The organism is Nocardia sp. NRRL S-836 (genome assembly GCF_001279525.1).
GTDB lineage: Bacteria > Actinomycetota > Actinomycetes > Mycobacteriales > Pseudonocardiaceae > Lentzea.
Genome location: NZ_LGDY01000164.1, coordinates 53,429 through 73,084, shown reverse-complemented (window position 1 = coordinate 73,084; position 19,656 = coordinate 53,429). Strand labels below are relative to the sequence as shown.

Here is a 19,656-nt window from a genome sequence, read left to right as displayed (position 1 = left end):
TCACGGTAGATGACCGGTCAGAGTGCGCGGAGTTCGGCCACGGCCTGCACCAGGCCGCAGCGCTCCAGTGACGTGAGCACGTCGCCGATCGTGCCGGGCGGGGTGCGCCAGGAGTGGGCGATCTGCTGGACGCAGCTCCACACCACCTTCGCGTCGAGCCTGATCTGGTCGCAGACGAAGTCGTCCGCGTTCTTGGGATCGACGTCCCACTGGCGCAACGACGCCGCCGGGAAGTCCTTGAGGTTGTCGGTGACGATCACCTGAGCGCGCGCCCTGATCGCGGCTGCCAGCACGTGCCGGTCGTGGGGATCGGGCAACGTCAGCGACGGGATCAACAGGTCGCGCAGTGTGCTCGGGTAGAGGACGTTGGCGTCGTAGACGACGACGAAGCTCACTCAGGCCATGCCCATCTCTTGCGTGAGCGCGGACAGCTCGTCGGCCGCCTGCCTGCGCCGCTGGTCGTCGTTGCGCATGTACTCCATCAGCGACGCGGCCTTGACCCGCCGGTGCTTGCCGACCTTCCGGTACTCGATCGCCCCGGCTTCGAGCAGGCCGATCACGTACGGCCGCGAGACGTTGAGCAGGTCGGCGGCCTGCTGCGTCGTCAGCTCCGCGTCGGCGGGAACGACGGACACCCCGTGACCGGCCGCCATGTAGGCGAGGATCTGCGTGAACAGCTCGACTGCCGCGCGCGGCAGCACCAGCACGGTGTCGTCCTCCTCGACCCGGACCCGGACCACGTCCGTCTGCTGCGGGTGACTGTGCAGGTACTCCTTCACCCTGCTCAGCGCCGCGTCAGCAGCGACGACGTCCTCCCGGCCGGGCTGGACCGGTTGCAATGCCGCACTCAACTGCGCCACCTCCCTGAACGAAGTATCCGCAGCATTCGCAATAAACGCAACGCCCCGCCGGGTGGTCTCCCAACCTCATCCTCGCAGCGCCGCACGGGCCGCCGCCAACGCTTGCGCCCGATACCCACCCCCGAACAAAACAGCGTGCACAAGCAGCGGAAACAACTGATGCAGGCCGACGCGCGCACGCCACCCGTCAGCCAGAGGAGCAACCTCCTGATACGCACCGAGAACGTGGTCGAGGAACGGGCACCCGAACAACCGCAGCATCGCGAGATCGCTCTCCCGGTGCCCGCCGTGCGCCGCCGGGTCGATCAGCCACACCTGCCCGTCGGCGCCCCAAAGCACATTCCCGCTCCACAGGTCCCCGTGCAGCCGCGCGGGCGGCTCGGCCGGACCGGCGAGGTCGGCGATCCGCGCGTACAGCTCGCCGAGGTCCAGTCCCACCCGCACCGCGTACGGCTCGATCCGCTGTGACGCGAACCACTCCGGCCACGAGTCGGCGGGCTCGTTGACCATCGGCGCGTTGCCGATCGTGGCGAGCCGCGGCCCGCCCGGCGGGGGTGCGCCGAACGCCGGAGCGCCCGCCAGGTGCAGTGCGGCCAGGCGGCGGCCGAAGGTCACGGCTGCCTGAAGATTCGGCGGGCCGGTCGGGATCTCGTCGATCACCAGCTCGCCGCCGTCCGCCGAGTGCACGCGTGGCACCGGCGGGCCGCCGTCGACGCGCAACCAGCGCAGGCCGGCGGCCTCCGCGGCCGTGGCCTGCGGAGACTGGACCTTGCGCCTCAGAGCCGGGAGCGGACCCACGCCAGCAACCCCGGCATCGCCGCCTCGACCATCACCAGCACCTCGTCGAACCCGGCGCGGTCGCCGTAGTAGGGGTCCGGCACGTCCACGCCGTCCGCGTCCGGGTCGAACGAGCGCAGCAACCGGACGCGGTCGGGGTCGACCATCCGGCGCAACGCGCGCGCGTGACCGGAGTCAAGTGCCACCAGGAGATCGGCGTCGAGGTGCTCGGGACCGACCTGGGCGGCCACGTGGTTGGTGGGATACCCGTTGTCCGCCAACGATTTCAGCGCCCGGGAGTCGGCCGGGTCACCCACGTGCCAGCCGCCGGTGCCCGCGCTGGACACTTCGACGTGCGAGGACAATCCTTCGCGCGACAACCATTCACGGAACACGAGCGCTGCCACGGGGGACCGGCAGATGTTGCCGGTGCAGACAAAGGCGACCTTCACCGCCACACGGTAACGCTCAACCCTTGTCGCAAGATGTACGGACAAACGACATGGAGGCCGCCCATGCAGACCGGTACTGACGTGCCCCCGCAACGGGAGATCATCGGGTGCACCGACGCCCTCGGGCGCCGTCGTGCGTTCGAGGTGTACCTCAACGAGAAGGGGCGTGTGTGCTTCCGCACCCCGCCCGGTGAGTCCGCGCAGCTCGACGCGTTCCAGCTGGACGAGCTGATCAGCCACCTCACCGAGCTCCGCCGCTACATGCAGTGAGACGCGCGCCTGGGCTGGTCGCCTAGTATCTGCCGCGATGACCAGCCCAGACCTGCGCCACCACGGTGACGTCGACGCCGCGGCGGGCCTGGCCGACTTCGCCGTCAACGTGCGGGTGCCGCACCCGCCCGCTTGGCTGCGCGACCGGCTGGCCGCCGCGCTCGACCACTTGGGCGGCTACCCGTCCGCAGCAGCGGAGCAACGCGCCCGTGAGGCCGTCGCACGCCGCCACGGGCGCTCACCCGACGAGGTGCTGCTGCTCAACGGTGCCGCCGAGGGCTTCGCGCTGCTGCCGAAGCTCGCGCCCCGCCGCGTCGCGATCGTCCACCCCGGCTTCACCGAGCCGGAGGTCGCGTTCCGCGACGCCGGTGTCCCGGTGGAACGGATCACCCTGAGCGGCGACTTCACGCTGCCCGAGGTCACCGCCGACGTCGACCTGACCGTCGTCGGCAACCCCACGAACCCCACGTCGGTGCTGCACGACGCCGCACGCGTCAAGCGGCTGCCCGGCCGGCTCGTGGTCGACGAGGCGTTCATGGACGCCGTCCCCGGCGAGCCGGAGTCGCTCGCCGGCGACCCCGGCGTGCTGGTGCTGCGCAGCCTCACCAAGACCTGGGGCCTGGCCGGGTTGCGCGCCGGCTACCTCCTCGGCGACCCGGAGACGCTGGAGCGCCTGGCGTTCGGCCGTCCACATTGGCCGGTCGGCAGCCTCACGCTCGAAGCGATCACGGCGTGCTGCGAGCCCGCCGCCCTGGAGGAGTCCGAACGGCTGGCGCGCGAGGCCGCCGAGCACACCGCGCATGCCGTCCAGCAGCTGCGAGACCTCGTCGTGGTGCCGCCGAAAGCCCCGTTCCTGCTGCTCAAGGTGCCGCCGGGAACGCACGCGGCGTTGCGGGACAAGGGGATCGCGGTGCGCCGCTGCGACACGTTCCCCGGACTGGACGACACGTACGTGCGCGTCGCGATCCGGCCGCCGGAGGAGTTCGCGGTGTTCGTGGACGCGCTGCGGGTAGTGATGGAGGAACTGGCGTGAAGCTCGCCGACGTGATCGCGGTGCTGGAAGCCGCGTATCCGCCGAAGACCGCGGAGAAGTGGGACGCGGTGGGCCTGGTCTGCGGTGACCCGGCCGAGGAGGTGACGAAGGTCCTCGTCTGCGTCGACCCGACCCGGTCCACAGTGGACGAGGCGGTCGCGGCGGGCGCGCAGCTGCTCGTCACCCACCACCCGCTGCTGCTGCGCGGGGTCAACGGGGTTCCGGCCGACGACCCCAAGGGTGCGTTGGTGCACAAGCTGATCCGCAACGGCATCGCGTTGTACTGCGCGCACACCAACGCCGACAGCGCGCTCAACGGCGTCTCCGACGCGCTGGCGAAGGCCATCGGCCTCACGGTCACCGGCCCGCTCGACGCCACGCCGCGCCCGCCGATGGACGTGCTCAGCACCTACCTGCCGGTCGGCGACGCCGAGCGGGCGCTCAAGGCGATGACCGACGCCGGCGCGGGCCGGGTCGGCGACTACGCCGAGGCCGCGTGGCTCACCCGTGGCGTGGGCCAGTTCCGCCCGCTCGACGGCGCCACTCCGGCGATCGGCGAGGTGGGCGAGCTCACCCGGCACGAGGAGACGCGCGTCGAGGCCGTCCTGCCCCGGCACCGGCGTGCCGCGGTCGTGGCGGCGATGCGGGCCGCGCACCCCTACGAGGAGCCCGGCTTCGCGGTGCACGAGATCGCGGACCTGCCCGGCGACACCGGGCTGGGCCGCATCGGCGAGCTGCCGGAAGCCGAGCCGTTGCGCGTCTTCACCCAGCGCGTGGCCGACGCGCTGCCCCCGACCGTGCAGGGCGTGCGCGCCGCCGGTGACCCGGAACGCCTGGTCAAACGGGTCGCGGTCTGCGGCGGAGCGGGCGACAGCCTGCTGGCGAACGCCACCCGCGCGGGCGTCGACGCCTACGTGACCGCCGACCTGCGCCACCACCCGGCCTCCGAGCACGTCGAGTCCGGGGGCCCCGCGCTCGTGGACGTTGCGCACTGGGCCAGCGAGTGGCCGTGGTGCGAGCAGGCGGCGGAAATCCTGCGCGGCGCCTTCGGCGGTACCGTCGACGTACTCGTCTCCACGCGCCGGACCGATCCGTGGACCGTCGGTGCGACGAGCCGAACAGGAGGACATGCGTGAAAGCCGATCCCGCAGTGCAGCGCAGGCTGCTCGACCTGGCCGAGGTCGACGCCGAACTGGCGCGTGTCACCCACCGGCGCCGCACGCTGCCGGAGATCGCGGAGATCGCCGAGGTCGAGCAGCTGGTGCGCACGAAGCAGGACGCGCTGGTGGCCGTCGAGACGACGCTCACCGACCTCGACCGCGACCTCAAGCGCCAGGAAACCGAGATCGACCAGGTCAGGGCCCGTGCGGAGCGCGACCGCAAGCTGATGCAGTCCGGCTCCGTCGGCGCCAAGCAGCTCACCGACCTCGAACACGAGCTGGCCACGATCCAGCGCCGCCAGGGCATCCTGGAGGACGACCTGCTGGAGCTGATGGAACGCCGCGAGGCCGTGGAGGCCGACGCCTCCTTCGCCCGCGTCGAGCTCGACAAGGCCCGCCAGAGCCTCGAAGACGCGGCCCGCCGCCGTGACGCCGCACTGGCCGACCTGGAGGCGACCGAGACCCGGCGCACCGCCGACCGCTCGGTCATGGTCAAGGGCTTCCCCGACGACCTGCTGAAGCTCTACGACCGCCAGCGCGCGCAGCGCGGCGTCGGCGCGACCGTGTTCCAGTCGCGCAGCTGCGGCGCGTGCCGCATCGAGCTCGACCGCAGCGCGTTGTCGAAGGTCAAGGACGCCGCGGCGGACGAGGTCGTGCGCTGCGAGGAGTGCGGCGCGATCCTCGTGCGCATCGCCCAGCCGGGCGCCTGAACCAGCACGTGCTTGGTCAAGCGGAAGAGATGTCCGCTTCCGCTTGACCGGCGTGTCGGACCTCTGCGGCTGTGTCAGTGATCGCGGAACAGGTTGTCCGGCGGCGGCACTTCTTCGAGCTTCGCCGCGAACTGGGGCTCATCGAGCTTCATGTGTGCGTAGATCATTGAACGAAGGTTCTGGGCGCATGAGTTCGGTTCCGAGGTAATCCGGTTGATCACAGCAGAGTTGTCCCGCACACCGGTCACGAGATCGGTCCGCCTGAACTGCTCGAAAAGTGGCGTGGCCGCGTCGGCGGTCGGCACAGCAGCGTGCAGAAGCGCCATTGCCGATCCCGGAACGACTGATCTCAGGTGGAAGTCCGTTCGCAACTGGGCTGGTTCGGCGGTCATGGCGTACAGGGAAACGGAGCCGTGATCGCCGATGAACCAGTCAGCGCACATGAGATACGATCGCCAGTCGGCATGCGGCTCCAACAGGCGGATTCCGGCTTGGCGGTAACGCTTGAACCAAGCGCGAATCTGCCAGGGCCCGTGGCCGAACCACACGTTGGGGTGGAGCATCGCCAATACCGCGACCTCGTCCGTCGCTGCCTCGCGAGCAACTCGATCCAGAATGTCGTCCGTGCTGTACAGAGAACCAGGCCCCCAGGTAGAGCTGACCACCAGGAGCTTCCTGCCGGGGGCCAGCCCCAGCCGGGTGCGGTACTCCGGACGCCGATACTTGGTCAGCAGAAGACGGTCAAAGCACGGATCTCCTGCCACGAGTGCCGCCGGCAGGGCTTGAGCGCACTGTTCTTTCAGAACGGTGAGCTCGTCTTCGTGCGCTAGCACGACTGTCGACGGAACGACCCGCCCGTCGTGAACGAGATTCGTCTTGCTCACGCCGTAAACCGGTAGAACATGATCAGTCGATCCGTGATTGCTCGATATGAACTTGTTGTAGCCGGCACCGTGTGGGAAAATTGCAATGGGTGCTTGGATTTCGGAAAGACCGGAATGTCCAGAAGCAAGTGCTATGGCGAATGTCGTGTGCACTGCCTGTTGCCAAGGCACTACAACGGCACCTAGTCGCTCGAGGAGCTCAGGCACGCCGGCTGAGAAAACGCCAGGTCCCTGGGTGAACAAGGTTTGCACCCGTTCATCGCCGTCGAACAGGGCGGTGACGTCCAAGAGCCGCTGGAGCGCCGTGACGGAGTGGGCGACAACTAGGGCCGTGCGGTCGGGAAGTCGAGTCCGCCAACGCTCGGCGTTAGACCCGATCGGCACTTCGAGCCACTCATCTTGCCGTCTCATGGAAGTCCTCTGCTGGCGTTGAGCCGTTGGATCCGGCTCTCGATCTCACGTGCTTCGCTGGCGTCGAGCGCCACGTAGATCCGCAGTGCCCTGTTGTAGTGTTCGGTCGCCTGGTGGTCTTCCTTGCTCGCTTCTGCGAGCTGGCCCAGTAGAGCCCACACTTCCGCCAGATGGTATTCAGAGCCGAACCTCTCCATGAGGGCGAGGCCTTCCTGCAAGTTGTGAAGCGCGCTCCCGTGCTCTCCGAGACGCACGTTCACCTTGCCGAGGGCGATCGAAGCCCTCGCGAAGTTGTAAGGATCTCCGTCCACATGTTCGCCGAGCATGCGGTGTGCCTCTTTCAGCTCGGACAACGCGTTCTTCACATCGCCCGCATCAAGACGTGCGAGACCAGCGGCGACGAGGGTAAGAGCGACATCTCTGTCGTCGCCTCGTTGTCGATGCATTCGAAGCGCGATGTCGAGGTGCCGGATTGCGGCAGCGGCGTCGCCGTGGTCGAGATGAACTCGAGCGAGATCGGCGATGGAATCCGCTTCGCCGCGTCGGTTCGAGATCGACCGGTTTATGGTCGCCGCTTCGGTCAGGCACTCGACTGCTTGAGTGAGTTTTCCCATCATCCCGAGGAGTCGACCTTGGCGTTTCAGCATGTCTGCCTCAGCGGCTCGGTTTCCCCAGGACCGTGCGCTCGCTACACCGATCTCATCTATCTCCAGTCTATCCCGATAGTGTCGCCGGTACAGGAAAAGCGACCACTGTGCATCACAAAGGTGCCAGGTTGCCTCGGCCATGCCGTTGCTGTGTGCGCTGCGGGTGACGGCCATGAGATTTGCTCGTTCTTCGTCCAGCCACCGAAGAGCGGCTGCCCGGTCTGGGAATTCGGGAGGAGCGCTCGGACCGTGTTGATTGAGATATTCCGGCGGTGTTCGATAGGGCGTGAGCACGCGATCGGCGTTTCGTGTCGTGTTCACGTACCATTCGACTATACGTCCGCGAGCGGCTACCTGATCACTTTTCCTGGAGTGTCGTCGGCAGCACTCGCGTGCATGAATTCTGATGAGGTCGTTGAACCGGAAGCGGTCGTCGCCGGTCTCTTCCAGAAGACTTGAGTCGACCAGTGATGTTGTCAAGTATTCAGTTGTGTGCTTTGAAAGTCCTGCAGCGGACTGGGCGACTGCCAGCGAGAAGTTCAGGCCTGGGTGCAAGCTCAGCAGGCGGTAGAGCCGCCTGCTCTGAGGGGGTAGCTCGCGGTAAGAGAGGTCGAACGAGGCTTGCACGGACAGCGTCTCATCGATCGACAGCACGCTGAGGCGTCGATGCTCGTCGCGCAGTTCCGCGACTTCTCTCGCGAGCGATCGCTCAGGCCTGCTTCCAAGTCGCGCGGCGGCTCCGCACAGTGCGATGGGCATGCCGTGGCACAGGACAGCGAGTTCGGCCGCAGCATGTGGTTCGCGAGCCACTCGATCAGCACCGATCGTTCTTTCCAGCAGCTCGAGTGACTCGGATTGGCCGAGAGGAGAGAGGTTGACGAGATGGCCCCCGGCGGCGACCAATGCTCCAAGACGTTGTCGACTGGTGACGACGGTCATGCTCGAACCCGCGGGTAGAAGCGGGTAGACCTGCGCCGCGGACGTGGCGTTGTCGATGAGCAGAAGGCTTGAGCGCTGTGCCGTGATCGTGCGGAAGAGTGCCTGTTGCTCCGCGAGTCCGATCGGGATCTTCTCGGGTGGCACGCCCAGCGCGCGCAGGAACTGGCCGAGCACCTCGCCTGCCTCGACATTCGCCTCAGTGCCGCTCGGCCTCAGGTCGGCGTAGAGATGACCGTCCTTGAACGCATTGGTCAGTGGGTGCAAGGCGTTCAACGCGAGGGTTGTCTTGCCGACACCGCCAGGACCACTGATCACAACCAGCACCGGCGCTGACGCCGACGAGCGCGTGGCCAACGCGCTCAGCTGCCTGATCTCATCAACCCTGGCGACGAAGTGCAGGCTCGGTGGCGGGAGTTGCCGCGGTACAGGCGAGGCCTGGTCAGCCGGGGTCCGGTGCAGGTGGACGCCACCCATTATGGATCCGGCCTGGACGAGGTTGCCGTCAACGTGAGCTGCGGAGCTCAGCGTCTGCTGGTCGAGGCGTTCGGCCAATGGTTCGTCGTCGGAAGTCACACGCCCCCCAACTGCTGTGCGGTCAGCGGCTCCACAGGGAGCTTAGGGGGACCGGTCAGCCGTTTGGAGTCCAATCAACACGCCCGGCTGGGGATTCAGCATCGACCTGTACCGAGGTCACGAAGCTGGCCGGCCCAGCGCGGGAGCCAGCTTCGTGGCGATGTCGGTGAGCAGCTGCACGTAGTCCGCGTGCTCGAAGCTGAACGGCAACGCGAACGCCACCTCGTCGACCTCCCGGAACGCGGGGTCCTCGCCGAGCTGCCGCGCGATCTCCTCCGAGGTGCCGATGAGGTCGCGCGCGAACATCATCCTGCGCGGCCCGACCGGGCTCGCCGTCCGCGGCGTGCGCTCGTCCACGTACCGCTGGTACTTCGCGCGCTGTTCGGGCGTGGCCGAGTCGGTCGGGATCACCACGAGCCCCTGCGACACCCGCGCCTTGTCGCCGTCGGGGTGGTGCGCGCGGAACTCGCGGACGAGCGCGTGCTGGATCAGCGCGAAGTCCTCGGACTCCTCGGCCTGCACCACGTTGCTGGTGAGCAGGTTCATGCCGTGCTCACCCGCCCACCGCGCCGACCGCAGGCTGCCGCCGCCGTACCAGAGCCGCTCGCTCAGCCCCGGCGAGTGCGGCTGCACCCGGTCCGACCAGACCTCGATGCCCTCCTTGCCGCTGAACGACGCGGCCTTCTCCCCGCGCACGAACCGCAGGAACCGCTCCAGCCGCCCGTAGCCGAAGTCCTCGACCTCCGCGGTGTCCGGGTAGAGCGCACCCTTCACGTCGTCCCAGTGCATCGGCGGCCCCACGCTGACGCCGGGGTTCACCCGCCCGCCCGACAGCACGTCCACCGTCGCCAGGTCCTCCGCCAGCCGCAGCGGGTTCTCCCAGGCCAGCGGGATCACCGCCGTGCCCAGCGCGATCCGGCTGGTTCGCTGCGTGGCCGCCGCGAGCACCGCGACCGGGGAGGAGATGCCGTGCTGCAGGTGCCGGTGCCGCACCCAGGCGCTGTCGAAGCCCAGCTCCTCGCCGAGCTCGATGAGGTCCAGGGTGGACGCGTGCCCGGCGGCCGGGTCGTGCTCGTCGAACGACCCGATCGTGAGGAAACCCAGCTTTCGCAACGGCATGCCCGCCAGGCTAGGTGACATCTCAACTACCTCGCCACGGCGCTCACATCGTGGAACGCTCAGGCCTTCGGCACGGCCCGCCAGGACGACCACCAACCCGACCACGACATGCTCCAGAGGTCACCGCCTTTGCCGACCCCGACGCAGTGCATGTGGTGAGCACTGGTCGTGCCGCCCGCCACGTCGTCCAGCCCGGCGGGCGGCGTGTCCAGCACTCCCCAGCTGGACCAGCCCTCCTCCTCGCTGTACCACCGGTTTCCCAGGTCGCCGGACTTGCCGGCCACGACCACCTCCTGGAACCCCCCGGCCTTGCGGTACGCGCTGACCGCTCGCGCCGCAGACCCGGGCCGGCCCCAGTTCTCCCAGTCGTGCCACTGCTCGTCCGCGTACCACCGCTGCCACACGGCACCGTCCCGGTCGACCGCGAAGTGGTCGAGCACGCCGTCCCTCTGCGAACAGGCCGCCACGTCGATGCACCCGGCCAGCCCGGCGTCGGACCAGGCTGACCACGGCGTGCCGTCCCACTTCCACGCGTGCAGCACCCGTCCGCCGTCGGTGACCGCGAACACCTCGCGGTGTCCCGGCATCAGGCTCGTGGCAGCGATCCGCACGAGCTGGCCACGCACCCCGGCGATGGGCACGGGGTGCCAGGCCGACAACTGCCCGCGGTCCCGTCGTGCTGTCCGCAACACACCCTCGGTGTCCACGACGAAGTACTCGACGACATCGTTGGCCGGCACCACAGCCGCGACGTCCCACGCCTTTCCGCCCGCTCGCAGGTCGTTCCACGCCGACCACTCGCCGTTCTCGGCGTGGCCGCTGACCAGGATGGAGCCCGACCTGGACACCTGGAGGACCTCCAGCACACCGTCGCCGGTGTCCACCGCCGCGACCGCCCGTGCCCCGGCCAGCGACGTCCCTGCGCGCCAACGGCGCAACACCAACGCCGTGCCCACGGCGAAGACGAAGACCGCGACGGCGAGCCACAGGACGTTCTTCCGCGACCACTCCGGGGCGATGGCCGCGCTGACGGCGTTGACGCCGACAGCGATGACCAACGCGATGACGGCCGTGGCGATGGTGACGCTTCGTGTCTCGGTGTGCACGACCATCGTTCGCGCGCGGTGACTCGCTTGTTACCGCGCCGGAAGGCGAGTGTCACAACCGCCCCACGACCACCAGCGTGGGTGATTGACTGGGATCATGCTGGTCAGCGCGCATGAGGTCGAGGTGTTCGAGGCGGCCAGGGGGCGGTTGGAAGCCATCGCGTACCGCCTGCTGGGGTCGGCCACCGATGCCGAGGACGCGGTGCAGGACACGTTCCTGCGCTGGCAGTCCGCCGACCGGACGGCCATCGAGACGCACGAGGCGTGGCTGACGAAGGTGCTCACCAACCTCTGCCTGAACCGCCTCACCTCGGCGCGGGCGCGGCGCGAGACCTATGTGGGGCAATGGCTTCCCGAGCCGGTCTTCGCCGGTGACCGGATGCTCGGCCCGTCCGACACCGTCGAGCAGCGCGAGTCGGTCTCGATCGCGATGCTCACGCTGATGGAACGGCTCTCGGCCAAGGAACGCGTCGTGTACGTGCTGCGCGAGGCGTTCGGCCACTCGCACGCCGAGATCGCCGGGGTGCTCGACCTGACCGAGCCGAACTGCCAGCAGATCTACCGCCGTGCCAAGCAGCACCTCGCCGCCGACCGGCCGCGGGTGGAGGTCGACGCGGCCGCGGCCCGCAAGATCGTCGAGGAGTTCCTCGCCGCGGCGCTCAGCGGCAAGACCGAGTCGCTCGTGCGGCTGCTGACCGACGACGCGATCAGCATCGGCGACGGTGGCGGCGTGGTCGTGTCGGCGCCGCACCCGGTCGTCGGCGCGCTGCGGGTGGCGAGGTTCCTCCGCACGCTGTTCAAGCCCAGCGAGGCCAAGTGGGAGATGGTCGGCGGCCGCCCCGACCTGTACGCCGCGGTCGCCAACGGCGTGCCCGCTCTGGTGATGGTGGTCGGCGACCGGGTGGCCGGCGTGGTCGCGCTGGAGGTGACCGCCGACGGCATCGCGGCCGTCCACGCCCAGGCGAACCCCGCGAAACTCGACCGCGCGAGCCGCCGGTGGGCCCTGTCCGACCACCGGGAGGCACTCTCCGGCGACTGGTGACGCAGGTCACACGCGGCTGCTGTCAGGTTTCGCGGCGCTGTCCGGTTCAGGGAGCACACACCGAACCGGACAGGAGCGAAACCATGAAGCACCGCATCGTCGTTCTCGGGGCCGGGTACGCCGGGGCCAACGCCGCCGGGCGCCTCGCCAAGCGGCTGCACCCCGCCGACACCGAGATCACCCTCGTCAACGCCGACGCCGAGTTCGTCGAGCGGGTCCGCATGCACCAGCTCGCGACCGGCCAGGACCTCAAGCCCCGCGCGCTGACCGAAGTCTTCGCGGGCACGGGCGTGCAGGTGAAGACGGCACGGGTCACCGCCGTCGACGCCGAACGCAAGACCGTCCGCATCGCCGACGCCGACGGTCCCGCCGAGATCGCCTACGACACGCTCGTCTACGCGCTCGGCAGCACCGTCACCGACCACGGCGTTCCCGGAGTCGCCGAGCACGCCCACCACATCGCCGGCAAGCAGGCCGCACTGCGACTGCGGGCGACCCTGGCCGAGCTCGCCGCGGGCGCCACCGTCCTCGTCGTCGGCGGCGGCCTGACTGGCATCGAAGCCGTCACCGAGATCGCCGAGGCCCGCCCCGACCTCGCCGTGTCCCTCGCCGCCCGCGGCGGCCTGGGCGACTGGCTGAGCGAGAAGGCGCAAAGCCACCTGCGCAAGGCGTTCGACCGCCTCGGCATCACCGTGCACGACCACACCGACGTCGCCGCCGTCGAGCCGACCGGCGCGCTCACCACCGACGGCCGCACGATCCCGGCCCAGGTGACCGTCTGGACCACCGGTTTCGCCGTCCACCCCATCGCCGCCGCCACGACCCTGCGGGTGTCGGACGCGGGCCAGATCGTCGTCGACGACACCATGCGCTCGGTCTCACACCCCGACGTCTACGCCGTCGGCGACGCCGCGCTCGCCCCAGGCGCGAACGGCACCCCGCTGCGCATGTCGTGCGCCTCGGGCGTCCCCACCGCCCACCTGGCCGCCGACGCCATCACCGCCCGCCTGACCGGCCGCGAGCTGCCCCAGAACAAGATCGGCTACTCGGCCCAGTGCATCAGCCTCGGCCGCCACGACGCCGTCGTGCAGTGGGTGACGCCGGACGACCAGCCCAAGCCGGCCGCGGTCACCGGCAAGACGGCCGCGCGCCTGAAGGAGCTGATCTGCAAGACCGCGGCCTGGAGCGTCGCCCACCCGACGATGATGCTCCCGACCCGCCGCCTCCGCGCAGTTCCGGCCGAAGCACGCCTCACCACTGCGGCGTGACACGACCGTCCACATCAGCCAGACCCCGCCGGGCGCAGCGGAACGACCGCCATGATGCTGATCACCGGCGCCAACGGCGTCGTGGGACGCCAGTGCTGAACCTGCTCCTGCGCGAGGGCACTGCCGTCACCGCGGTCACCCGCGGCCACGACGAGTTCCCCGACAGCGTGAAGGTCGCCAGCGGGGATCTGTTCCACTTCGATGCCAACGATCGGCGGTCGGCGATCGCCGCGGCTGATGACGTCACGGCGTCTCGTACTTCGAACTGGTCTGTCCTGGTGCCGGCTCTCGTACGATGAGGTCGTGTTCGCCCTTCTGCGGTCGGTGTGGGATGAGCCCCGGCCGGTGCGTCCGGCGGCGCGGCTGTGGTGGGACTGGGCGCTCGTCGCCGTGCTCCTGCCGGTCGCGGTGCTCGAGGCGTTGTTGCGGCCGGACCTGAGCTCGCGGACCGGTTCGCTGGTCCTGGCGGTGGGGCTGCTGCCGCTGCTGTTACTGCGCCGCAGCAGGCCGCTGGTCGCCGTCGCCGTCGTGTTCGGTGTTGCTGCGGCCGCCTCGCTGGTGCTCGGGGGCGAGCCCGAGCTGACCGTGATGGTCTTCATGGTGCTGTTCCCGTTCTCGTTGTTCCGCTGGGGTTCCGGGCGTGAGGCGGTGATCGGGCTGGCGGTCATGCTCGGCAAGGTCGGGCTGTCGGCGGCGCTGGGCTTCCTCGGCGTGGGGGAGGCGGTGAGCGGAAGCGCCGTGCTCGGGGCGGCGTGCGCCCTCGGTGCCGCGGTGCGGTACCGGGCACGTGCGCGGGCACGGGAGCTCGACCAGGTCAAGCTGCTCGAACGGGAGCGGCTGGCACGGGACCTGCACGACACGGTGGCGCACCACGTGTCGGCGATGGCGATCCGCGCCCAGGCGGGGCTCGCGACGGTGGCGTCCCGGCCGGAGGCGGCGGTCGAGGCGCTCGGCCTGATCGAGTCGGAGGCGTCGCGGGCGCTCACCGAGATGCGCACGATGGTGCGGGCCCTGCGCCACAACGACCCCGCGGACCTGGCGCCCAGCCCCGGCGTCGCCGATGTCGAACGGCTCGCGAGCCCAGGCCGGCCAGGACCTGAGGTCGATGTGCGGATCGACGGCGCCGTCGACGACCTCCCGAAGTCGGTGGGGACCGCGATCTACCGGCTCACCCAGGAGTCGGTCACCAACGCGCGGCGGCACGCCCGGCACGCCACCCGCATCGAGGTGCGCGTCTCCGTCGGCGACTCGTCGGTCCGCCTGCGGGTGAGCGACGACGGCGACACCGGCAACCTCCGCGGCACCTCGTCCCAGGGGCACGGGCTGATCGGCATGGCGGAACGCGCCGGCCTGCTGGGCGGCAGCTGCGAGGCGGGCCCGAACCCCGGCCGAGGCTGGACCGTGACCGCGGTGCTGCCGCTCACCCGGCCGGCCGCATGAGCGTCCGTGTCGTCGTCGCCGACGACCAGGAGATCGTCCGCACCGGACTCTCGATGATCCTCGACGCCCAGCCGGACGTCGAGGTCGTCGGCCAGGCACCGGACGGGACGCAGGCCGTGGAGCTGGCCCGCCGGCTGCGTCCGGACGTGTGCCTCTTCGACATCCGCATGCCCGGAATCGACGGCATCGAGGCCACCCGCCTGCTCGCCGGACCCGGCGTCCCCGACCCGCTCGCCGTCGTCGTGATCACCACGTTCGACCTCGACGAGTACGTCTACGCCGCCCTGCGCGCGGGCGCCAGGGGATTCCTGCTCAAGGACGCCGGCACCGCGCTGCTCGCCCAGGCCGTCCACGCCGCGGCCTCCGGCGACGCCCTGATCGCCCCCAGCGTCACCGCCCGGTTGATCGAGGCCTTCGCGGACACCGGCCCCGCCGGCCGCGCCGGTCAGCCGGTCGACCCGCTCACCGAACGGGAGGAGCAGGTCCTCGCCGCCGTCGCGGGCGGGCGCACCAACAGCGAGGTCGCCAAGGACCTCCACATCGCGCTCAGCACCGTGAAGAGCCACATCGCCAGCCTGATGGCCAAGATCGGTGCCAGGAACCGGGTCGAGATCGCCATCTGGGCCTACGAGACCAAGCGCGTCCGGAGCGGACTCCGGCGGCAGTAGCCGAAAGTACGACGAGCGGGTCGCACCATCGACCAGGACGATCGCGGCCCTTGTGCCGATGAGGTGACACCCCCGCACGGGCCACGATCTGGTGCATGACCTCCTCCGCCAAGCTGGACAAGCTCATCCCGGCCGCGATCATCCTGTTCAGCGTCGTCCCGGTGCTCGGTGGCGCTCTCCGACTGGCCGAGCTGGGCGGTGGTGCGGAGATCACACCGGACAACGCGCGGTTCTTCGCCTCACCCGTGCCCGTGGTGCTGCACGCCATCACCGTCACCGTGTACTCCGTCCTCGGCGCCTTCCAGTTCGCACCCGGCTTCCGCCGCCGCAGACGGGGATGGCACCGCGCGGCAGGAAGACTTCTGGTCCTTTGTGGACTCCTCGGCGCGCTGTCGGGCCTGTGGATGACCGTGTTCTACCCCAAACCCGATGACGTGGGCGCTCTGCTCACCGGCATCCGGCTGATCTTCGGCACGGCGTGGGCCCTGTCCCTCGTCCTCGGTGTCACCGCCATCCGCCGCCGTGACGTCGCCGGGCACCGCGCCTGGATGATCCGCGGTTTCGCGATCGGCCTCGCCGCCGGCACCCAGGCGGTGACGCTGACCGCGTGGCTCGTGGCCGTCGGCGAGCTCGACCGGCCCAGCAAGGCCGCACTGATGCTCGCCGCCTGGCTCATCAACCTCGCCGTCGCGGAGTGGATCATCCGCCGCCCGGCGTCACCGACTCGTCCGGTCCCCGCCGACCGCGTGTTCGAGGAGACCCGGTGAAGGCAGTCGTCCAGGACCGGTGCGGATCGCCGGATGTGCTGGAGCTCCGCGACGTGGAGCCACCGGCGGCCTCCGGCAACGAGGTGCTCGTGCGCGCGGCCTCGATCAACGCGTACGACTGGCACATCATGCGCGGAGACCCCTGCTTGGCCAGACTCACCGGGACCGGAGTCCCGCTCCACGCAGGAAGATCCGCGGTCGGGACCTCGCGGGCACGCTGGAGGCGGTGGGCAGGGACATGCGGCGCTTCCGCCCCGGTGACGAGGTGTACGGCGACCTCGGCACCGCCGACGGGGCGTTCGCCGAGTACGTGTCCGAGGACCTCGTCGAAACCAGGCCCGCCAGCCTGACGTTCGAACAGGCCGCCGCGGTACCGCTGGCCGGGCAGACCGCGTTGAAGAGACTGCGGGACGTCGGAAACCTCCAGCCGGGACAGCACGTTCTGGTCAACGGGGCATCCGAAGGCGTGGGGACGTTCGCCGTGCAGATCGCGAAGTCCTCGGGTGCCACCGTGACCGGCGTGTGCCGCACTCGGAACGTCGAGCTGGTGGCGTCGCTCGGCGCGGACCACGCCATCGACTACACCGCGGACGGCTTCACCGGAACCGGCACGCGCTACGACCTCGTCCTCGACCTGGTCGGCAACCACTCCCTGACCGCGTTTCGGCGCGCGCTCACATCCGGCGGAACGATCGTGCTGTCCGGAGGGGGAGTGTCCGGCGGCAGCAGCCTCGTCGGTCCCATATGGCTGATGATCAGAGTGAAGCTGCTGGCCCCGTTCGTCCGCGACCGGCTGCTGGTGCTCACCACGGCGCAGGACCGGGAGATCCTCGCGGCGCTGCGGCACCTCGCCGAGTCCGGCGGCTTCACGCCGGTCATCGACCGTGTCTACTCGCTGGACGAAGTGCCCGATGCCGTTCGCTACGTCGAGACCGAACACGCCCGCGCGAAGGTCGTCACCACCGTGTGATGGAAAGCCTCGGCAGGAAACCCTGAGCACACCGCCCTTCGTCGTCAAGCAGGAACTGGTGTCCGAGGAGCGACTTGTTCTCTATGCCTGCGCCTCCACCTGAACTGATCATGGCTGGTCGAGTTGTCCCGGTGATGACGCCGGCGACGACGGCTAGGACGACTGCATAGGACGCGTAAACCAGGCAATCAGCTAGTAAACAGCTCGATACAGGGGAATGGGACGGAAGTGTGACCCTGTCCCGCTTCCCCAGCCTGCGTTCAAAAGATGCTTGTAGCGGGTGGGACGGGACGACGTGCGGCCGCGTATCGCTTCTGGTCAAGGTCGACGAGTGCGGCCTCCGCGTGGTCAGCTGCAGCACACCGACGAAACGGCGCTGGACGAGGTTGTGAGCATTTACGTCGGCACGCGGGTGTACGACTTGATACAGCTGGTCACCGTTTCCGGGGCCACGTTCAAGAAGCCGGAGTTCCCCCTGTCCACCGAGGTCTTCGAGGATCTGGCTCAGGCCGACTTCGTCGCAGACGGGGGAACGCAGTGCCACACGAGCATGCTGCGGCTCCGGCCGGGCAAGGGGCCGCTGATCCGAGCCGGATGACGAGTACGAACGGGGACAGAGAGCCTAGTTTCGCTCCCTACCCTTTCGCTTGCTCCCGCGTGACTCGGCGAGGCGTTGGCCTCCAGTCAGGGGGCGATCGCCGACACGAAACCGTCCGGGCAAAGTCATGGCCGGCCATTCATCGCGCCGGACAGATGCTCGCGGCCGAACAGGGCGTCCCAGGTCAAGGCTGGAGCAAGCCGAGATCTACGCGATGATCGACGCGTTCGGCGCAGTGAGGAGTATGACGTGTCACGGCGAGCATGATGAGCTGCAAGAACTGTACGAGAAGCTAGGCCTGAAGACGGTCCAAAACGCAGCAGGGCGGACGCTCGATAGCAGCTTCCGCCCTGCTGGTAGGAATAAAGCCAGCGTCCGAGGACGAAGTCGCACAGTATTCACCCGTGTGACTCTTCTTAGCCCTGGCTAGTTCAACCTGGTCTTTTCTGTGCAAAGCCAGCGGCAATGTCATTGCTGTCTGTGTTCCTGTTTCCGTCAGCCGCATGGAGCCGTCGGAGGCTGCAACCGCTGTCTCGCCGAATTGGCCGGTCGGTGATGGTGCTGAGCACTGAGGCCCCAGAGTTGTTTGAGATGGAACACTGTAGATGGGCTTGGGAGGTGGCCCAGGTCTGAAGGATGCGGGCCACGCCCTTCTTGTGCTCGGAGCGCTCCAGTCACCTACCGGTCGCCGGTGCTTCCTTCTCCCTCGCCTCCGTTGTCTCGCAGGTGAGTGTGCGAGCACGTGCACGTCATGGTCTACCTCCTTCCCTGAGGCAGTCGCTGCAAGCGTCCGGCGTTCACATCGGCGCTCCGAGAAGGCGCATGACCAGTCTTTGGAGCAGGGCCGAGGACCTCAACGGCGCCGAGGTGATCCGATCGAGCGATCGGCTCGCTGCGGGAACCCGGTTCGGATGGCGAGACGGCAACAGGGTGGGGACCTGCAGATCCGACTGGGCGGTGGCTTTGGGCGCGTGGGCGAACCGCACAGGCTTGCCAAATGCCGCCGCGTAGGACGTAACGATCCCGTGATCTCCGATCACGTAGTCGGATGCGGCCAGGACGGGACGCCAGTCGGCGTGGGGCGGGATCAGCACGAGGCCCTCCCGCACCGCGCCTGCCGTCCACGCCCGGACCTGCCTGACTCCGTGGCCGATCCACACGTCGGGGTGCAGCGAGCAGTACAGGCGGTCACCTCGGTGACGCCCTGCCCGGCTGATCGCCTGCAGCGTTCCCGGCTCCCGCCCGAGCAGCGAGCGCGATCCCCGGGACGACAGCAGGAGACCTACGCGGTCGCCTGCAGCCATGCCGAGTCGTGCGCGCAGCGCCGTCCTCTGATCCGCGATCCGCAGCAGGCGGTCGAAGCTCGGGTCGCCCACGAGCTGCGCGTGTCGCCCGACCTCGGGAAAGGGGCGGCTCAGCAGGTGGAGGTCCGTGTGCCGGGGCACGCCGATCACGAGTGGGGCCCGACGTGCCCCGATGGGCCGGTTCAACACGCGGCGCACCGCGGTGATCGCGTCGCGGCCGTGGTGGTCCACGATTCGCCCCTGCTCGCTGAGCGAGGGGAGCAGCAACACGGGGCCGCCGAGCTGGTCGACACCGGTCGCTGAGGTGGAGATGGTGAGGTCGAACCGGTCCTGGAGTGCCTGATTCCAAGGCGTCGTCAGCGCTCCCGTCCTCGTCAGGAACTCGTTCACGCCATTGCCGGGAACTGGTGGACTTGTGAACACGACCTGTATTCCTGGCAATGTTTCGACCGCGGTGATGGCGTCGCACAGGCGCCTGCCCGCCGCGACGCCGTGCACGACGGCCAGCACCGTCCGGTCGGCAGCGACCGTGTGCCGGACTCCGCCGCCCGTGCCGTGCGGCACCGGCCACCTCTCTGTCGTCATTCGAAGTCCCACTTTCGACTCGATTGCTATGACGAAAGCGTCGCCGACCGTTGTTGGCGCCTTGTTGGCGTGA

21 protein-coding genes are annotated in these 19,656 nt (G+C 69.1%); 12 read left to right on the top strand and 9 right to left on the bottom strand.

Annotated elements, in window-relative coordinates:
* Positions 1 to 17: 17 nt before the first annotated feature.
* From ADL03_RS42235 to ADL03_RS42220, 4 genes are all read right to left on the bottom strand, one after another.
* On the bottom strand, positions 18 to 395 hold the full coding sequence (locus tag ADL03_RS42235; protein WP_053739278.1) for a PIN domain-containing protein: 378 nt from the start codon (positions 393 to 395) through the stop codon (positions 18 to 20).
* Entirely contained in the window at positions 396 to 860 is a 465-nt protein-coding gene (locus tag ADL03_RS50075; RefSeq protein ID WP_369809086.1) for a helix-turn-helix domain-containing protein, read from the bottom strand.
* A 66-nt stretch (positions 861 to 926) separates the two neighbouring features.
* Positions 927 to 1,658: a fructosamine kinase family protein gene (locus ADL03_RS42225; RefSeq protein WP_053739277.1), complete on the bottom strand. Its 732-nt coding sequence runs from the start codon at positions 1,656 to 1,658 to the stop codon at positions 927 to 929.
* The gene (locus ADL03_RS42220; protein WP_053739352.1) at positions 1,637 to 2,089 is read right to left on the bottom strand and encodes a low molecular weight protein-tyrosine-phosphatase; all 453 of its coding nucleotides are present in this window, start codon (positions 2,087 to 2,089) and stop codon (positions 1,637 to 1,639) included. Before ADL03_RS42220 ends, ADL03_RS42225 begins: the two co-directional genes overlap by 22 nt.
* A gap of 63 nt (positions 2,090 to 2,152) precedes the next feature.
* Between ADL03_RS42220 and ADL03_RS42215 the strand changes: the two genes are divergently transcribed.
* From ADL03_RS42215 to ADL03_RS42200, 4 genes are read left to right on the top strand one after another with little or no spacing between them, the layout of a single operon-like run.
* The gene (locus tag ADL03_RS42215; RefSeq protein WP_030472678.1) at positions 2,153 to 2,359 is read left to right on the top strand and encodes a hypothetical protein; all 207 of its coding nucleotides are present in this window, start codon (positions 2,153 to 2,155) and stop codon (positions 2,357 to 2,359) included.
* Between the two features lie 37 nt (positions 2,360 to 2,396).
* On the top strand, positions 2,397 to 3,392 hold the full coding sequence (gene cobC / locus ADL03_RS42210; protein WP_053739276.1) for an Rv2231c family pyridoxal phosphate-dependent protein CobC: 996 nt from the start codon (positions 2,397 to 2,399) through the stop codon (positions 3,390 to 3,392).
* Entirely contained in the window at positions 3,389 to 4,528 is a 1,140-nt protein-coding gene (locus ADL03_RS42205; protein ID WP_053739275.1) for a Nif3-like dinuclear metal center hexameric protein, read from the top strand. Before cobC ends, ADL03_RS42205 begins: the two co-directional genes overlap by 4 nt.
* Positions 4,525 to 5,262, top strand: a complete 738-nt coding sequence (locus ADL03_RS42200; protein ID WP_053739274.1) for a zinc ribbon domain-containing protein — start codon at positions 4,525 to 4,527, stop codon at positions 5,260 to 5,262. The genes ADL03_RS42205 and ADL03_RS42200 overlap by 4 nt, the downstream gene beginning before the upstream one ends.
* Before the next feature lie 74 nt (positions 5,263 to 5,336).
* On the opposite strand, the gene ADL03_RS47860 is transcribed toward ADL03_RS42200, so the two are convergent.
* The 4 genes from ADL03_RS47860 to ADL03_RS42165 all read right to left on the bottom strand — a co-directional run bounded on the left by ADL03_RS47860 (position 5,337) and on the right by ADL03_RS42165 (position 10,941).
* Positions 5,337 to 6,557, bottom strand: coding sequence for a hypothetical protein (locus ADL03_RS47860; protein ID WP_157529756.1), 1,221 nt, complete (start codon positions 6,555 to 6,557; stop codon positions 5,337 to 5,339).
* Positions 6,554 to 8,716 carry an NB-ARC domain-containing protein gene (locus ADL03_RS46335; RefSeq protein WP_082373995.1) on the bottom strand — a complete coding sequence of 721 codons (2,163 nt, stop codon included), beginning with the start codon at positions 8,714 to 8,716 and terminating at the stop codon, positions 6,554 to 6,556. Before ADL03_RS46335 ends, ADL03_RS47860 begins: the two co-directional genes overlap by 4 nt.
* A gap of 117 nt (positions 8,717 to 8,833) precedes the next feature.
* Positions 8,834 to 9,835, bottom strand: coding sequence for an LLM class flavin-dependent oxidoreductase (locus ADL03_RS42170; RefSeq protein ID WP_157529755.1), 1,002 nt, complete (start codon positions 9,833 to 9,835; stop codon positions 8,834 to 8,836).
* 59 nt (positions 9,836 to 9,894) lie between these two features.
* A complete protein-coding gene (locus ADL03_RS42165) occupies positions 9,895 to 10,941 on the bottom strand; it encodes a hypothetical protein (protein WP_157529754.1) in 1,047 nt (348 codons plus the stop codon).
* Positions 10,942 to 11,038: 97 nt separating this feature from the next.
* Here ADL03_RS42165 and ADL03_RS42160 point away from each other — a divergent pair, with 97 nt between their 5' ends.
* From ADL03_RS42160 to ADL03_RS42125, 8 genes are all read left to right on the top strand, one after another.
* Entirely contained in the window at positions 11,039 to 11,983 is a 945-nt protein-coding gene (locus tag ADL03_RS42160; protein WP_053739266.1) for an RNA polymerase sigma-70 factor, read from the top strand.
* An 83-nt stretch (positions 11,984 to 12,066) separates the two neighbouring features.
* A complete protein-coding gene (locus tag ADL03_RS42155) occupies positions 12,067 to 13,251 on the top strand; it encodes an NAD(P)/FAD-dependent oxidoreductase (protein WP_053739265.1) in 1,185 nt (394 codons plus the stop codon).
* A 92-nt stretch (positions 13,252 to 13,343) separates the two neighbouring features.
* On the top strand, positions 13,344 to 13,550 hold the full coding sequence (locus ADL03_RS47855; protein WP_053739264.1) for a hypothetical protein: 207 nt from the start codon (positions 13,344 to 13,346) through the stop codon (positions 13,548 to 13,550).
* A gap of 4 nt (positions 13,551 to 13,554) precedes the next feature.
* Positions 13,555 to 14,691, top strand: coding sequence for a sensor histidine kinase (locus ADL03_RS42145; protein ID WP_053739263.1), 1,137 nt, complete (start codon positions 13,555 to 13,557; stop codon positions 14,689 to 14,691).
* On the top strand, positions 14,688 to 15,359 hold the full coding sequence (locus ADL03_RS42140; protein WP_053739262.1) for a response regulator transcription factor: 672 nt from the start codon (positions 14,688 to 14,690) through the stop codon (positions 15,357 to 15,359). The genes ADL03_RS42145 and ADL03_RS42140 overlap by 4 nt, the downstream gene beginning before the upstream one ends.
* 95 nt (positions 15,360 to 15,454) lie before the next feature.
* On the top strand, positions 15,455 to 16,126 hold the full coding sequence (locus tag ADL03_RS42135) for a DUF2306 domain-containing protein (protein WP_053739261.1): 672 nt from the start codon (positions 15,455 to 15,457) through the stop codon (positions 16,124 to 16,126).
* 226 nt (positions 16,127 to 16,352) lie between these two features.
* Positions 16,353 to 17,096, top strand: a complete 744-nt coding sequence (locus ADL03_RS42130; RefSeq protein WP_231642839.1) for an NAD(P)-dependent alcohol dehydrogenase — start codon at positions 16,353 to 16,355, stop codon at positions 17,094 to 17,096.
* 388 nt (positions 17,097 to 17,484) lie between these two features.
* The gene (locus ADL03_RS42125) at positions 17,485 to 17,694 is read left to right on the top strand and encodes a hypothetical protein (protein ID WP_231642838.1); all 210 of its coding nucleotides are present in this window, start codon (positions 17,485 to 17,487) and stop codon (positions 17,692 to 17,694) included.
* 797 nt (positions 17,695 to 18,491) lie between these two features.
* Here the strand turns inward: ADL03_RS42125 and ADL03_RS42120 are convergent.
* Positions 18,492 to 19,562, bottom strand: coding sequence for a hypothetical protein (locus ADL03_RS42120; protein ID WP_157529752.1), 1,071 nt, complete (start codon positions 19,560 to 19,562; stop codon positions 18,492 to 18,494).
* Positions 19,563 to 19,656 lie beyond the last annotated feature (94 nt).

Coding starts and splice junctions, on each gene's coding strand:
- ADL03_RS42160 (WP_053739266.1), top strand. CDS start 11,039: ATGCTGGTCAGCGCGCATGAGGTCGAGGTGTTCGAGGCGGCCAGGGGG.
- ADL03_RS47860 (WP_157529756.1), bottom strand. CDS start 6,557: ATGAGACGGCAAGATGAGTGGCTCGAAGTGCCGATCGGGTCTAACGCC.
- ADL03_RS42135 (WP_053739261.1), top strand. CDS start 15,455: ATGACCTCCTCCGCCAAGCTGGACAAGCTCATCCCGGCCGCGATCATC.
- cobC (WP_053739276.1), top strand. CDS start 2,397: ATGACCAGCCCAGACCTGCGCCACCACGGTGACGTCGACGCCGCGGCG.
- ADL03_RS42140 (WP_053739262.1), top strand. CDS start 14,688: ATGAGCGTCCGTGTCGTCGTCGCCGACGACCAGGAGATCGTCCGCACC.
- ADL03_RS42170 (WP_157529755.1), bottom strand. CDS start 9,835: ATGCCGTTGCGAAAGCTGGGTTTCCTCACGATCGGGTCGTTCGACGAG.
- ADL03_RS42215 (WP_030472678.1), top strand. CDS start 2,153: ATGCAGACCGGTACTGACGTGCCCCCGCAACGGGAGATCATCGGGTGC.
- ADL03_RS42155 (WP_053739265.1), top strand. CDS start 12,067: ATGAAGCACCGCATCGTCGTTCTCGGGGCCGGGTACGCCGGGGCCAAC.